This window comes from Serratia sp. CY33802, assembly GCF_052169095.1.
Classification (GTDB): domain Bacteria; phylum Pseudomonadota; class Gammaproteobacteria; order Enterobacterales; family Enterobacteriaceae; genus Serratia; species Serratia bockelmannii.
Window position 1 is genome coordinate 380,297 of sequence record NZ_JBJNLL010000002.1, and the last position, 13,521, is coordinate 393,817.

At 57.8% G+C, this 13,521-nt stretch carries 16 protein-coding genes; 11 read left to right on the plus strand and 5 right to left on the minus strand.

The genetic code is table 11. The annotated features are described in order from the left end of the window. The first annotated feature begins 19 nt into the window (after window positions 1–19). The 5 genes from bssS (at window position 20) to ACJ8HA_RS08395 (ending at window position 3,620) form a co-directional block, all read left to right on the plus strand. Window positions 20–274 carry a biofilm formation regulator BssS gene (gene bssS, locus ACJ8HA_RS08375; protein WP_004927812.1) on the plus strand — a complete coding sequence of 85 codons (255 nt, stop codon included), beginning with the start codon at window positions 20–22 and terminating at the stop codon, window positions 272–274. 140 nt (window positions 275–414) lie between these two features. After that, entirely contained in the window at window positions 415–1,530 is a 1,116-nt protein-coding gene (solA, locus tag ACJ8HA_RS08380; RefSeq protein ID WP_049208444.1) for an N-methyl-L-tryptophan oxidase, read from the plus strand. Window positions 1,531–1,746: 216 nt separating this feature from the next. Next, window positions 1,747–2,373, plus strand: a complete 627-nt coding sequence (locus tag ACJ8HA_RS08385) for a LuxR C-terminal-related transcriptional regulator (protein ID WP_025302402.1) — start codon at window positions 1,747–1,749, stop codon at window positions 2,371–2,373. A gap of 122 nt (window positions 2,374–2,495) precedes the next feature. After that, a complete protein-coding gene (locus ACJ8HA_RS08390) occupies window positions 2,496–2,612 on the plus strand; it encodes a DUF2770 family protein (RefSeq protein WP_004927822.1) in 117 nt (38 codons plus the stop codon). 75 nt (window positions 2,613–2,687) lie between these two features. Then, window positions 2,688–3,620, plus strand: coding sequence for a zinc-dependent alcohol dehydrogenase family protein (locus tag ACJ8HA_RS08395; RefSeq protein ID WP_351164064.1), 933 nt, complete (start codon window positions 2,688–2,690; stop codon window positions 3,618–3,620). Here the strand turns inward: ACJ8HA_RS08395 and ACJ8HA_RS08400 are convergent. After that, a complete protein-coding gene (locus tag ACJ8HA_RS08400) occupies window positions 3,568–4,626 on the minus strand; it encodes an AI-2E family transporter (RefSeq protein WP_049205122.1) in 1,059 nt (352 codons plus the stop codon). The two genes, ACJ8HA_RS08395 and ACJ8HA_RS08400, sit on opposite strands and share 53 nt — an antisense overlap. A gap of 442 nt (window positions 4,627–5,068) precedes the next feature. Here ACJ8HA_RS08400 and ACJ8HA_RS08405 point away from each other — a divergent pair, with 442 nt between their 5' ends. Continuing rightward, window positions 5,069–5,623 (plus strand): cytochrome b, encoded by a 555-nt coding sequence (locus ACJ8HA_RS08405; protein WP_004927830.1) that lies wholly within the window; start codon window positions 5,069–5,071, stop codon window positions 5,621–5,623. A 23-nt stretch (window positions 5,624–5,646) separates the two neighbouring features. After that, window positions 5,647–6,225: a YceI family protein gene (locus ACJ8HA_RS08410; RefSeq protein ID WP_016928208.1), complete on the plus strand. Its 579-nt coding sequence runs from the start codon at window positions 5,647–5,649 to the stop codon at window positions 6,223–6,225. A gap of 47 nt (window positions 6,226–6,272) precedes the next feature. Here the strand turns inward: ACJ8HA_RS08410 and trhO are convergent, their stop codons facing one another. Next, window positions 6,273–7,340: an oxygen-dependent tRNA uridine(34) hydroxylase TrhO gene (gene trhO, locus ACJ8HA_RS08415; RefSeq protein WP_025302399.1), complete on the minus strand. Its 1,068-nt coding sequence runs from the start codon at window positions 7,338–7,340 to the stop codon at window positions 6,273–6,275. 119 nt (window positions 7,341–7,459) lie between these two features. Continuing rightward, window positions 7,460–7,615, minus strand: a complete 156-nt coding sequence (locus ACJ8HA_RS08420) for a histidine kinase (protein WP_225735595.1) — start codon at window positions 7,613–7,615, stop codon at window positions 7,460–7,462. A 264-nt stretch (window positions 7,616–7,879) separates the two neighbouring features. On the opposite strand from ACJ8HA_RS08420, the gene ACJ8HA_RS08425 reads away from it, so the two are divergent. From ACJ8HA_RS08425 to ACJ8HA_RS08440, 4 genes are all read left to right on the plus strand, one after another. Continuing rightward, a complete protein-coding gene (locus ACJ8HA_RS08425) occupies window positions 7,880–8,800 on the plus strand; it encodes a Kdo(2)-lipid IV(A) acyltransferase (RefSeq protein ID WP_025302397.1) in 921 nt (306 codons plus the stop codon). A gap of 101 nt (window positions 8,801–8,901) precedes the next feature. Further along, window positions 8,902–9,186 (plus strand): YciI family protein, encoded by a 285-nt coding sequence (locus ACJ8HA_RS08430; RefSeq protein ID WP_089180764.1) that lies wholly within the window; start codon window positions 8,902–8,904, stop codon window positions 9,184–9,186. Between the two features lie 199 nt (window positions 9,187–9,385). Beyond that, entirely contained in the window at window positions 9,386–10,624 is a 1,239-nt protein-coding gene (gene mdtG, locus ACJ8HA_RS08435; protein WP_025302395.1) for a multidrug efflux MFS transporter MdtG, read from the plus strand. 475 nt (window positions 10,625–11,099) lie between these two features. Continuing rightward, complete coding sequence (locus ACJ8HA_RS08440) at window positions 11,100–12,653, plus strand: peptide MFS transporter (RefSeq protein ID WP_442515297.1); 1,554 nt, start codon at window positions 11,100–11,102, stop codon at window positions 12,651–12,653. A 49-nt stretch (window positions 12,654–12,702) separates the two neighbouring features. On the opposite strand, the gene ACJ8HA_RS08445 is transcribed toward ACJ8HA_RS08440, so the two are convergent. Beyond that, on the minus strand, window positions 12,703–13,101 hold the full coding sequence (locus ACJ8HA_RS08445; protein WP_025302393.1) for a VOC family protein: 399 nt from the start codon (window positions 13,099–13,101) through the stop codon (window positions 12,703–12,705). Then, window positions 13,092–13,520, minus strand: a complete 429-nt coding sequence (locus tag ACJ8HA_RS08450) for a YeeE/YedE family protein (RefSeq protein ID WP_142590507.1) — start codon at window positions 13,518–13,520, stop codon at window positions 13,092–13,094. The genes ACJ8HA_RS08445 and ACJ8HA_RS08450 overlap by 10 nt, the downstream gene beginning before the upstream one ends. Between the last annotated feature and the right edge of the window lies 1 nt (window position 13,521).

A 13,521-nucleotide genomic window follows, 5' to 3' on the forward strand; every position in this document is an offset into this window, starting at 1 on the left:
TACTCAATAAGGGGTCTTTATGGACAGAAATGATGAAGTAATTCAGACGCACCCGCTTGTCGGTTGGGATATCAGTACTGTCGACGTTTACGACGCCATGATGATACGCCTTCATTACCTGTCTTCACTAGACCAAACGCCCGAAGAAGCCCAAGTAGACCGAACGCTTTGGCTGACTACAGATGTCGCCCGTCAATTAATCAATATCTTAGAAGCCGGCATCGCCAAGATTGAAGCTACGGATTACCAGGATCTTGATCGCAGAAAACATTGATTCATCGTCTCCTACCCCCTAAGGCGCCGCGACCTTTCCCGGCGCCTTTTTCTTTGCCTTTCATCGTTCAATCAGTGCATTGCGCCCGCCAACCTTTTATCATGGGGCGATAAGAAATCGCTATCAGAGAGGGTGGGTTCGTGGAATATGATTTGATTGTGGTGGGCAGCGGTTCCGTCGGCGCAGCGGCAGGCTATTACGCCACGCGGGCCGGCTTGAAAGTGCTGATGATCGACAGCGCCATTCCCCCGCACCGCACCGGCAGCCATCACGGCGATACCCGCATCATCCGTCACGCTTACGGCGAAGGCGAAAAGTACGTGCCGCTGGTGCTGCGCGCCCAGGCGTTGTGGAATGCGCTGATTCAACAATCCGGCGAGGAACTGTTCCAGTCGTGCGGCGTCCTCAATTTGGGGCCGCAGCACTCCGACTTCATTCGCAATGCGCAGCAGAGCGCGCAAACATTCCGCCTGAACGCGCAAACCCTCAGCGCCGAACAGATCGCTCAACGCTGGCCGGAATTCCGGGCCCCGGAAGGTTATGTCGGCGTGTTCGAGCCCGACGCCGGCTTCCTGCATGCTGAGCTGGCGATAGCCACTCTGATCAAGCTGGCAAAAGAAGCCGGCTGCAGCCAGTTGTTCAACTGCCCGGTCAGCGCGGTGGAGCCTATCGAGGGCGGCGTTGAGGTCATCACCGGCGAAGGGCGTTTCACGGCGCGAAAAGCGGTGATCACCGCCGGTACCTGGGTCAAAGCGCTGTTGCCGCAGTTACCCGTCGCGCCACTGCGCAAAGTCTTCTCCTGGCATCAGGCAGATGGCCGCTACAGCGTGAACAATCGTTTCCCGGCCTTTACCGTCGAAGCGCAAGACGGCACGCACTATTACGGTTTCCCGGCGGATAACGACGGCCTGAAAGTAGGCAAGCACGACGGCGGCCAGCCGATGGATGCCCCCGAGCAGCGCAAACCCTTCGGCAGCTACGCCAGCGACGGCACGGAAGTTTTCTCCTTCCTGCGGCAATTTTTACCGGGTGTAGGCGTATGTTTACACGGCGAAGCCTGCAGTTATGATATGAGCCCCGACGAAGACTTTATTATCGATACGCTGCCGGATTGCGATCGCCTGATGGTCATCAGCGGATTGAGCGGCCACGGCTTCAAGTTCGCCAGCGCGTTGGGTGAGATTGCCGCGCTGTTCGCGCAGGACAAAGCGCCGCCGGTCGACGTCTCCAGCTTTGGTCTGAAACGATTTAGCTAAGCGAAGGATTTCTCTGTCCAGGTTGCCGTCGTGCCCTGGACAGCAAAATTTAGCGGTTACAATTTATTAACCTGCTAACTCTTTTAAATACCAAGTAAAAATCCTGATAACGGAAATTTCTTATATTCAGCATTTGAATTTCCGAATTGAACACTTGCAGTGTAAGTCCTATTTTACAGAAGATATGCTCCATCGGCTTTCAACAAGGACGTCACCATGAAACTACTTGTCGTGGACGAATGCTGCTTCACCCGGGTCGGTATAGCCAGCTACTTTGCTGATAGTGGGATTACGACGATCAAGTGCTGCCACAGCATTGAATACGCTACGCCGCTGTTGGCCAGCTTTCAGCCGAGCCACATTCTGGTGAACCTCAGCAACCAGTGCCGTTATAACGAAGCAGACGCGCAGCTGCTGGCGTTTATGGAAGCCAGCCAGTCTGCCTTGCTGTTTATCTATCTCGATACGCCTTACCCTTACAGCGAAACGCCAATGCGCATCGCCGATAACGCCTTTCTGTTCAATAAAAGCATTCTGCCACTCACTTTACGCACGCTGCGCGAAAATCCGCTGGCGCTGGCCGATGACGGCGAAGAGCGTTCCTTGTTCAGTCCGCAGGAACTGACGGTGATGAAATATTGGATGGCGGAGATGCCCAACTACCGCATCGCGAAAAAGCTGCAAATCAGCTCGCATACGGTGTACGTGCACAAGCGTCACATCACGGAGAAGATCAACGCGCGCAACCGGCTGGAGTTCTACTCGCTGTATAACGTGCTGCGCTATTTCTACCCGCCGAGCACGCCAACAAATTCGACGCCGCTGGCGCTGCTGGCCGTGTAACCTCAAGCCTGCGATAACGCAGGCTTTTTTATCGCCTCTCTTCCCGCACTCACGCGCGGCGCGCTGTAAAAGACGCCGAGAAAAGGACTATAATCAAAGGTCCCTTTCTTCAGGCAGCTGAAATGTTAAACCGAATACTGGCGGCTATCGTCAACAACGTGCGTGAGCACCTGGTGCTGTACCTGTGTCTGTGGCTAGTGCTGCTGGCGTTGGATGTCTATTTCTTCTTCGTCATGTAATCCATGCCGCCGTTATTTCCCCGATTGAGCTTCAACCGCTTCGGCGATCCCGCCCAGGTGCTAGAATTGCAGCAGATGAGCAGACCGCTGCTGCGCCCCGGACAGCGGTTATTGCAGATGCGCTATGCCCCGATCAACCCTTCCGATCTGATCCCGATCCACGGCCAATACGCGCACCGCATCGCCCTTCCTCAGGTGCCGGGATATGAAGGCGTGGGCGTCGTCGTCAACCCGCAGAATGGGCATTCAACGGGCCGCCGCGCGCTGGCGGTAGCGGGTAACGGCAGTTGGCAAACGTTCGTCACGCTGCCTGAAGATCGGGTGATCTGGGTGCCGGACGACATCGACGACGCCTGCGCAGCGCAAATCTATATCAACCCGCTCACCTGCTGGGTGCTGTTGACGCAATGGCTGCCGCTCAACGCCGGCGACTTACTGCTGCTCAACGGCGGCGGTTCCGCCGTTAGCCTGCTGTTGGCGCAGATGACGGCGCTGCGCGGCATTCGTCTGGCGGTCGTGGTGCGCAACACCGCTCATCGCCAGGCGTTACTGGCCGCCGGCGCCTGGCGCGTTATCGAAGCGTCGCAGCTGGTGGAAATGACGAATTTTGGCGCCCGTGCGGCCATCGACTGCATCGGCGGCGAAGACGGATTGCAGTTGGCGCGGGCGGTCCGCACCGGCGGCGATTTTGTGGCGCTGGGCCTGCTTAGCGGCCGCCAGGTAGACTGGCGGCGCGTGGTGGACGAGTTAAAGCTGCGGGCTTCGCTGTTCCACTTGCGCAAATGGAACGCACAGGCGGCACCGGCGCAATGGCAGACGGCGTTTTATCAGTTATTCCAGCTGTTGCGACGCGGCCAGCTGGCGCTGCGCCCACCCGCCGCGATTTATCCTTTGCCTCACTACGCAGCGGCGCTGCACCACGCCGCCCAGCCCGGCGTGAATGGCAAAATATTCCTCACTCCGGCGCCGCCGGAGGCTGGCGCGGCGGGCGACCGTCCCCCAGGATAACCGCCAGCCGATAGCCGTCTTCGGTGGTCTCCAGCGCGATGCGCGCCACGATCGTCAGCGGCACCGACAGCAGCATGCCCACCGGGCCGAGCAGCCAGCCCCAGAAGATCAGCGACAGGAACACCACCAGCGTCGACAGCCCCAGCCCGCGCCCCATCACGCGCGGCTCGAGGATATTGCCGATCACCATGTTGACAGCGATAAAGCCACCCGCCACCACCAGCGCATCACCCAATCCGTTGAACAACAGCGCCTGAATCAGCGGCGGAATGGCGGCCAATACCGAGCCAATGTTGGGAATGTAGTTAAGCAGAAACGCCAACAGCCCCCAGATAAAGGCAAAACGCACGCCGACCGCCGCCAGGAAGATCCAGACGATCACCCCAGTGGCCAGGCTGATGATGGTTTTAATCACCAGATAACGCGTCACGCCGTCCAGCGCCCGCCGCACCGCGGCGAGCCCCTCGTTCGGCTTATCCAGCGCCTGCTGCAGCTTATACGGCAGCAGCTGCACTTCGAACAGCATAAACACCACGGTCATCAGCAGCAGGAAGACGTTGGTCATGGCGCCAGACAGGTGCCCCAGCATGCGGGTGACCAGATTCATCGCCGCGCTGGGATCGACATACTGCAGCATCGCTTCGCTGGAGAGACTGATATTGAAGCGATCGGCGTAATGCTGCAGCTCGCGCAGCTTCTCGATCATCATGCCGCGGTACTGGGGCAGCGAGCGGGCGAACTCGTTCAGCGAAGCACCCAGCATGCCGATAAACAGCATCACGACCACGATCACCGCCGTCACCAGCAGCGTCACCCCGACGATACGCGGCACTCGTCGGCGTTCCAGCATCGCCACCAGCGGGTTCAGCACCATGGCGAGGAACACCGCCAGCAAAAACGGCACCACGATGTCGGCGGCGGCTTTCACCCCGGCCAAAATGATCACCAACATCGCCAGCAGGACGGCCAGACGCAGGCTACTGTCGGTCACACGGGTTCGGCCCATGACGTTTCCTTGTTATTTCACTGGGTTAACCGGCCACCAAGAGCCGACTCTTGGCGCTAATGGTAGCAAAGTCCACCGTCACGCCGCAGAGGATTTCGCCTAACCGTTCGAAAAAATTAATCTTTCCGCCCTGCTCTTTGCCGCAAGAAATAGGCATAACGTTTGCCAACAAATAATTCCACCGAGCAACTCATGGACGATTTACGTAAAATGACAAAAGCTGACATTAATAGATAATAAGCCTAATTTTCAACAACTAGCACAACCGCCCCATGAGGGAAATAATATCATCTTCAACGATTTATCTGATGAAGCCCGAACATCTCAAACAAATTCACTGACTAATATTTCTAAGAAGTAACATAGTTAAATTTATTATTGATTTTATGTTTCCTAAAGTTTAATTATTGCAGCCAGCCAATCGGTAATCGAAGGAAACAGGATGCTCTGGAAAAATACCGCCGATCGTTTCGGCCATGTGTCAGTGTTAATCCACTGGCTGGTGGCGCTGACGGTGTACGGCATGTTCGCACTCGGTCTGTGGATGGTTACGCTGGGCTATTATGACGTCTGGTACCATCAGGCGCCGGAGATCCACAAAAGCATCGGCACGCTGCTGTTCATCGTGATGGTGATCCGCGTGATCTGGCGCTTTGTCTCGCCGCCACCCAAGCCGCTGGCCAGCTATGGTCGCCTCACTCGCGTCAGCGCTATTCTCGCGCATCTGGCGCTGTATGCCGTGCTGTTCGGCATTCTGATCAGCGGCTATCTGATCTCGACCGCCGACGGCCAACCGATCAGCGTATTCGGCTGGTTCGACGTGCCCGCCACCGTCACCGGCATGGCGGAACAGGCCGACACCGCCGGCGCCATACACCTTTACCTGGCCTGGGCCGTGGTAGTGCTTTCGGTACTGCACGGGCTGGCCGCGCTTAAACATCACTTTATCGATCGTGATGTCACTTTGAAACGGATGCTGGGTAGCAGCGCCGATTAACCTTTGGATTTATGGAGATTGCTATGTTGAAAAAGACCGTATTGGGCCTGACCGCAGGCGCCCTGCTGCTGAGCGCCGGTTCCGCACTGGCGGCGGACTACAAGATCGACAAACAGGGCCAGCACGCCTTTATCGAGTTCCGCATCCAGCACCTGGGCTACAGCTGGCTGTATGGCAGCTTTAAAGACTTCGACGGCGGCTTCACCTTCGACGAGAAAGATCCGTCCAAGGACAAGGTCAACGTGACCATCAATACCGCCAGCGTCGACACCAACCACGCCGAGCGCGACAAGCACCTGCGCAGCGCCGAGTTCCTCAACGTGGAGAAGAACAAGCAAGCCAAGTTTGAATCCACCGAAGTGAAGAAAAGCGGCGACGGTTATGCGGTGGTCGGCAACCTGACGCTGAACGGCGTGACCAAGCCCGTTACGCTGGACGCCAAACTGATTGGCCAGGGCAACGATCCGTGGGGCGGCTACCGCGCCGGCTTTGAGGCCAACGGTAAGATCAAGCTGAAAGATTTCGGCATCACCACCGATCTGGGCCCGGCGTCGCAAGACGTTGAGCTGATCATCTCCGTAGAAGGCGTACGCGAGAAATAAATAAAAAAAAGCCCGGTTTGGCGGCCGGGCTTCTCATTTCCTCAGGCTCAGCGGGCTGGGCCTTCTTCTTCCGGTGCCGGAATGTGCATCGTAGTCTGCAACAAGCCTTTTGACTTATTGAAGATCTTGACGCCGTTTTCACGGCCGGCACGGCGCGCGCGTTGCTCTTCGCGCGGCAGCTTCAGCTCTTCGCGGCAAATCTCGCTACAGCACCCTTCAAATTTGGCGGCGCAGCTCGGGCACTGAATGAACAGCAGATGGCAACCGTCGTTCTTGCAGTTGGTATGGGTGTCGCACGGCGCTCCACACTGGTGGCAGTTGGCGATCACATCGTCGGAGATGCGCTCACCCATACGCTCATCGAACACGAAGTTTTTGCCGATAAACTTCAGCGGCAACCCCTGTTCTTTCGCTTTGCGGGTGTACTCGATAATCCCGCCTTCCACGTGGTAGATGTTTTTAAAGCCTTTGTGCAGCATATAGGCGCTGGCTTTTTCACAGCGAATGCCGCCGGTGCAATACATGACAATATTCTTGTCTTTACTGTCCTGCAGCATCTCCACCGCCATCGGCAGCTGATCGCGGAAGGTATCCGACGGCACCTCAATGGCGTTTTCGAAATGGCCGACTTCGTACTCATAGTGGTTGCGCATATCGACGAATACCGTATTCGGATCGTCTATCATCTGATTGACGCGATCGGCCTGCAGATACTCGCCGACGTTGCTTGGGTCGAAGCTCTCGTCATCGATGCCGTCGGCCACGATGCGCTCACGCACCTTGAGGCGTAGTACCCAGAAGGATTTGCCATCGTCTTCGAGCGCAATATTCAGGCGTACCTGATCCAGCGCCGGGTGCGAGGCGAACAGCGCGGCTTTGAACGCGTCGAAGTGATGCTGCGGCACGCTGATCTGCGCGTTGATGCCCTCTTTCGCCACGTAGATGCGGCCGAACACCTTCAGTTTTTCGAACTGAACGTACAGGCTGTCGCGAAACGCTTTGGGATCGTCGATGGAGAAGTATTTGTAAAAAGAAACTGTGGTGCGCGGCTCGGTTTCCGCCAGCATGCGCGCCTTCAGTTCCTCATTAGAAATTCGGTTATGTAACACTGGCATGGTGTACTTTCCTGTCTTTCGGGAGGTGACTGATTTTCGCGCGCCGCCTGCCGGCCCGCGCGCGGCGCATATCATACCCGAAAAACCGCCGCCGCGCAGCCCTGGCGCCAGCGCCCCGTTCAGTGTCCGTCGCCTTCGGTAAACGCAGAAGCCACTATGCCGAGCGCCATCATCACGCCGGCGAGCGCCAATATCGCGTTCACCTGCAGATGCGCGCCAACGCTGCCGACCGTCGCGCCCAAAACCAGCAGCCCCGCACTGATCCATGGTGCCAAAATATTTACCCTCTGAATAATTACCAGTAATAATATCGCCATTATCTTTGGCAGGAAAGATTGTGGAAAAATTCGGCATTCGATGCATATTTAACGCCCAAAGAGGGATTTTAATGCGTTGTGTTTTCCCGGATCGCCAGAAAAATGCCACAATAGTCGCAAACAAACGGCAGAAACGAACCTTGCCGCCGAGCTCACCCGGCTGCCAGACCATGCGATGACTCTGTCATTACACTTAAACAACCGTATTCAAACAGAGAACCCATGACTCAAGTTCCTACTTTCAATCGTTCCTTATTGCATCCGCGCTATTGGCTGACCTGGGTCGGCATCGGCTTGCTGTACCTGCTGGTGTTGCTGCCTTACCCCGTCATCTACTGGCTCGGCACCTCGATTGGGCGATTTTCCATGCGCTTTCTCAAGCGACGCGTCGCTATCGCCCAACGCAACCTCGAGCTCTGTTTTCCCGACATGCCGCAGGCCGAACGCGATGCGCTGGTGGTAAAGAATTTCGAATCGGTCGGCATGGGGCTGTTTGAAACCGGCATGGCGTGGTTCTGGCCCAACTGGCGCATCGAGCGCTGGTTCAAGGTCAGTGGCCTGGAGCACATCCAACAAGCGCGCGACAACCAGCAGGGCGTGTTGCTGATTGGCCTGCACTTTTTGACGCTGGAGCTGGGCGCGCGCATCTTCGGCATTCACAACCCGGGCATCGGCGTTTACCGCCCGCACGACAACAAGCTGATGGACTGGCTGCAAACCTGGGGCCGCATGCGTTCCAACAAATCGATGCTGGACCGCAAAGACATCAAAGGCATGATCCGCGCCCTGAAACAGGGTGATATCATCTGGTATGCGCCGGATCACGACTACGGCCCGCGCAGCAGCGTTTTCGTGCCGCTGTTCGCGGTGGACAAGGCTGCCACCACCACCGGCAGCTACGTGCTGGTGCGGATGGGTAAACCGGCGATCGTTCCGTTCACCCCGCGCCGCCTGCCGGACGGCAAAGGGTATGAGCTGATCATGCAACCGGCGGTGGAAAACTTCCCGCTGGATAACGAACTCGAGGCCGCCGCCTTCATGAATAAGGTGGTGGAAAAAGAGATCCTGATGGCGCCGGACCAATATATGTGGCTGCATCGCCGCTTCAAGACCCGCCCGGAAGGCGAGCCTTCTCTTTACTGATCAAGCCAACCCGCCACCGGCGGGTTTTTTATTGCGCGCCTCTTGAGAATCGACGGCGAGGGTGGGATGGTAAAGCCTTTGCCGCCCACCCTGGAGCCGTTATGTACATTGTCAGCCTGACCTACCATCGCCCGATCGCCGACGTCGACAGCCACCTTGACGGGCACATCGCCTGGCTTAAGAAATATTTTCAGGATGGCACCTTCGTCGCCTCCGGCCGCAAGAATCCCCGCACCGGCGGCGTGATCCTGGCCAAGGGCATTGACCGTGCGCAGTTAGACGCCATCCTGGCCGAAGATCCCTTCAACGCCGTAGCCCACTACGAGGTCACCGACTTTAGCGCCACCACCACCGCCGCCGGTTTCGAGGCGCTGACCGGACTATAAAACGCTGTAAATTCCGCGCGCTAAGCGCGGAATAAGGTTTAAACGTCATTTTTAAAACTTTATTTCATTTTTCGCCCAATCTTTGTCCCCTCGTTTGCCGTCGCTGCGCTTGCGGCGCATACTTACCAGGCTAACTTTCACGTTTTGCCCCTTCATCTTGCCGCTGGCAAAACGCGTCACCTTTCGGCAGTGGACATTTATGGCTTCGGCAGCAGAACCCGTTAACTGGAAACGCAACCTTTTCGTCGCCTGGCTGGGATGTTTTCTCACCGGCGCCGCCTTCAGCCTGGTGATGCCGTTTCTGCCGCTGTACGTAGAGACGCTGGGCGTTACCGGCCATCAGGCGCTCAACATGTGGTCCGGTCTGCTGTTCAGCATCACCTTCCTGTTTTCCGCTATCGCCGCGCCGTTCTGGGGCGCCCTGGCAGACCGACGCGGCCGCAAACTGATGCTGCTGCGTTCAGCGCTCGGTATGGCGATCGTCATGGCGCTGATGGGCATGGCGCAAACGGTCTGGGAGTTTCTCGCGCTGCGTGCGGTGCTGGGGCTGCTCGGCGGGTTCATTCCCAACGCCAACGCGCTGATCGCCACCCAGGTGCCGCGCAACCGCAGCGGTTGGGCGCTCGGCACCCTGTCTACCGGCGGCGTCGGCGGTGCGCTGATAGGCCCATTGATCGGCGGTTTGTTAGCCGATCTGTACGGCCTGCGCCCGGTGTTTTATATCACCGCCGCGGTGCTGTTCGTCTGCTTCGTACTGACGCTGCTGTATGTCAAAGAACAATTCACCCCGGTGCAAAAGCGCGACATGTTGCATGCAAAACAGGTGTTCGCTTCGCTGAAGAACCCGAAACTGGTGCTCAGCCTGTTTGTCACCACCATGATCATCCAGATCGCCACCGGCTCGATTGCGCCGATCCTGACGCTGTATGTGCGCGATCTGGCCGGCGCCACCCACAATCTGGCGTTTATCAGCGGGCTTATCGCCTCGGTGCCCGGCGTCGCGGCATTAATGAGCGCCCCGCGGCTGGGCAAGCTGGGCGATCGCATTGGCCCGGAACGCATTCTGGTCTTTATGCTGATCGTCTCGGTGCTGTTACTGATCCCGATGGCGTTCGTGCAGACGCCGTGGCAGCTCGGGGTACTGCGTTTTCTGCTGGGGGCGGCCGACGGCGCGTTGCTGCCGGCGGTACAGACGTTGTTGATTTACAACTGCACCAATCAGGTGGCCGGCCGTATTTTCAGCTACAACCAGTCGTTCCGCGATGTTGGCAACGTCAGCGGCCCGCTGCTCGGCGCCGCAATCTCCGCCGGCTACGGTTTTCGCGCGGTCTTCGCGGTCACCGCGCTGGTGGTGCTGTTCAACGCCGGTTATTCCTGGTGGTGTCTGCGGCGACGGCCGGGCTATAGGCGGGAAGACACGCTGCAGGAAGAGTCATAGCTGCATTTATCGCCACTTTCCGCCGTTGGTCAGATCAACGGCGCGTTTCCCCTACTTTTAATAATGCTTCCTTCAGGCCTGTGAACTTTCGCCCCGCTCAGAACATTCTTATCTCAACATCTTGTTTATCAACAATTAATTAACTTTCAGCGCATAAAACCCGCTGTCAATCATATTCCTGTCATAACCAACAGAAAAACCAGAAAAGGAGATGCTTGTCGACTTTTCGTCTAAAAAATGGGATACAGGTACTAGACAAAACCAACGACCAGTTATCAAATGGTTAAATAATATCACGCCAGATGTGAAGCATCGGCCAAGTGAAGAAAAGGTCAGCACGCTTTCCACGGTTTATCAGCGTTGCAGCCGCGGTGTTTGTCGGGTAATCCGCATTGGGCGGATCGCCTTCATTAAATACACATACATACCACAGTACGGGCTGCAGCCTTGCAGCGCCTTTTATTGGGAAATCGTTATGCAATCCTCTGTCAATAAGTCAGAAAGCCGGACCTTCTTCGGCCATCCCTATCCACTGGGTTCTTTGTTCTTCACCGAAATGTGGGAGCGCTTCTCGTTCTACGGCATCCGTCCGCTGCTGATCCTGTTTATGGCTGCCACCGTGTACGACGGCGGCCTGGGCCTGGCGCGTGAGAACGCGTCGGCGATCGTCGGCATCTTCGCCGGCAGCATGTACCTGGCGGCGCTGCCGGGCGGCTGGCTGGCAGATAACTGGCTCGGCCAACGCAAGGCCGTCTGGTACGGTTCGATCCTGATCGCGCTCGGCCACCTGTCGATCGCCCTGTCCGCAGTGATGGGCACCAACCTGTTCTTCATCGGTCTGATGTTCATCGTGCTCGGTTCAGGCCTGTTCAAGACCTGTATCTCGGTGATGGTCGGCACGCTGTACAAGAAAGGCGATGCACGTCGCGACGGCGGTTTCTCGCTGTTCTACATGGGCATCAACATCGGTTCGTTCATCGCCCCGCTGATCTCCGGCTGGCTGATCAAGTCACACGGCTGGCATTGGGGCTTCGGCATCGGCGGTATCGGGATGCTGGTGGCGCTGGTGATCTTCCGGGTGTTCGCCGTCCCGGCAATGAAACGCTATGATCGCGAAGTGGGTCTGGACTCCACCTGGAACAGCCCGGTCGCGAAGAAAAAAGGCGTCGGTGCCTGGTTGCTGGCGTTGGCGGCCATCCTGGTGGCGGCCATCGTGCTGATCGCTCAGGGCACGATCGTTATCAACCCGGTCGAGGTGGCCAGCGTGCTAGTGTACGTCATCGCCGCCTCGGTCACCCTGTACTTCATCTATCTGTTCGCCTTTGCCGGCCTGAGCCGCAAAGAGCGCGCACGCCTGCTGGTGTGCTTCATCCTGCTGATCTCCGCCGCGTTCTTCTGGTCAGCGTTTGAACAGAAACCGACCTCGTTTAACCTGTTCGCCAACGATTACACCAATCGCATGATCGGCGACTTCGAGATCCCGGCGGTGTGGTTCCAGTCGATCAACGCCCTGTTCATCATCCTGCTGGCACCGGTCTTCAGCTGGGCCTGGCCTGCGCTGGCGCGCAATAACGTGCGTCCGAGCAGCATCACCAAGTTCGTGATCGGCATCCTGTGCGCCGCCGGTGGTTTTGGCCTGATGATGTTGGCCGCGCAGAATGTGCTGAGCAACGGCGGCGCCGGCGTATCGCCGATGTGGCTGGTAGGCAGTATCCTGATGCTGACGCTGGGTGAGCTGTGCCTGAGCCCGATCGGGCTGGCCACCATGACGCTGCTGGCGCCGGAGAGAATGCGCGGTCAGATGATGGGGCTGTGGTTCTGCGCCAGCGCGTTGGGCAACCTGGCGGCCGGTCTGATCGGCGGTCACGTCAAGGCCGACCAACTGGATATGCTGCCGAATCTGTTCGCTCGCTGCTCAGTCGCGCTGCTGATCTGCGCCGCCGTGCTGATCGTGCTGATCGTGCCGATTCGCCGCATGCTGGAAAATACCCAGTCCAAGAGCGCGCAAAAACCGGCGACCAACGTCTGACGGATACCCCGTTTTATCTCGCAAACCGGCGCTCGATGCGCCGGTTTTTTTATGCCTGCCAAGCCTGATGTTGCAATACCACCCGATAGCCATCAGGATCTTCAAAGGTTTGCCCCGCCCGATCCCAATAGGGATTATAGGCGGCGACCGATAAAAACCCTGCCGCCTGCATCCGCTCACACGCAGCCCGCCATTCGTTCTCATCCGGCAGATAAAACACCAGCAGATGATCCTGCGTCGGCGCCTGCCCGACCCGCACCCCACGATGCTGCGTGAACTCCAGATGGTAGGCATGCTGCGGATGCCCAATCATCATGCCGTCAAACCCCTGATGATCGACAAACTCACCCAGCTTTTCGAAACCCAGCCCGCGGCAATACAGCGTAGCAATCTCTTGCAACCGATCGGTCGGGCGCGCGATGCGCAACACCGCTTTGGCTATCGACACGTACTCCTCCTCCTCATGATAACGTCATACAGCGCCATACCCGCCAGCATCGCCAGCAGGAACGGCCATACCCGGCTTATCTCCGCCCCGGCCAACACCCAGGCTGGACCGGGGCAAATACCTGCGATACCCCACCCGATGCCGAACAGTGCGCTGCCCGCCAGCAAACGACGATCCAGACGCCCGGCGGCCGGGATCTGCAGCGTTTCCCCCAACAGGCTACGCTCGCGTCGCCTCGCCCACAGGAAGGCCGGCGCCGCCACCGCGATCGCACCCGCCATCACCAACGCCAGCGAGGGATCCCACGCGCCGGTAACGTCGAGAAACGCCAACACTTTGGCCGGATTGGCCATGCCGGCGACGATCAGCCCCAGACCGAAAATGATGCCGCTCAGCAGCGCCAACAGCGTTTTAAGCATT

Bases quoted from the DNA above. Each gene is read 5' to 3' on its own strand.
- bssS (WP_004927812.1), top strand. From the start codon at position 20: ATGGACAGAAATGATGAAGTAATTCAGACGCACCCGCTTGTCGGTTGG.
- ACJ8HA_RS08385 (WP_025302402.1), top strand. From the start codon at position 1,747: ATGAAACTACTTGTCGTGGACGAATGCTGCTTCACCCGGGTCGGTATA.
- ACJ8HA_RS08390 (WP_004927822.1), top strand. From the start codon at position 2,496: ATGTTAAACCGAATACTGGCGGCTATCGTCAACAACGTGCGTGAGCAC.
- ACJ8HA_RS08395 (WP_351164064.1), top strand. From the start codon at position 2,688: ATGAGCAGACCGCTGCTGCGCCCCGGACAGCGGTTATTGCAGATGCGC.
- ACJ8HA_RS08400 (WP_049205122.1), bottom strand. From the start codon at position 4,626: ATGGGCCGAACCCGTGTGACCGACAGTAGCCTGCGTCTGGCCGTCCTG.
- ACJ8HA_RS08405 (WP_004927830.1), top strand. From the start codon at position 5,069: ATGCTCTGGAAAAATACCGCCGATCGTTTCGGCCATGTGTCAGTGTTA.
- ACJ8HA_RS08410 (WP_016928208.1), top strand. From the start codon at position 5,647: ATGTTGAAAAAGACCGTATTGGGCCTGACCGCAGGCGCCCTGCTGCTG.
- trhO (WP_025302399.1), bottom strand. From the start codon at position 7,340: ATGCCAGTGTTACATAACCGAATTTCTAATGAGGAACTGAAGGCGCGC.
- ACJ8HA_RS08425 (WP_025302397.1), top strand. From the start codon at position 7,880: ATGACTCAAGTTCCTACTTTCAATCGTTCCTTATTGCATCCGCGCTAT.
- ACJ8HA_RS08430 (WP_089180764.1), top strand. From the start codon at position 8,902: ATGTACATTGTCAGCCTGACCTACCATCGCCCGATCGCCGACGTCGAC.
- mdtG (WP_025302395.1), top strand. From the start codon at position 9,386: ATGGCTTCGGCAGCAGAACCCGTTAACTGGAAACGCAACCTTTTCGTC.
- ACJ8HA_RS08440 (WP_442515297.1), top strand. From the start codon at position 11,100: ATGCAATCCTCTGTCAATAAGTCAGAAAGCCGGACCTTCTTCGGCCAT.
- ACJ8HA_RS08450 (WP_142590507.1), bottom strand. From the start codon at position 13,520: ATGCTTAAAACGCTGTTGGCGCTGCTGAGCGGCATCATTTTCGGTCTG.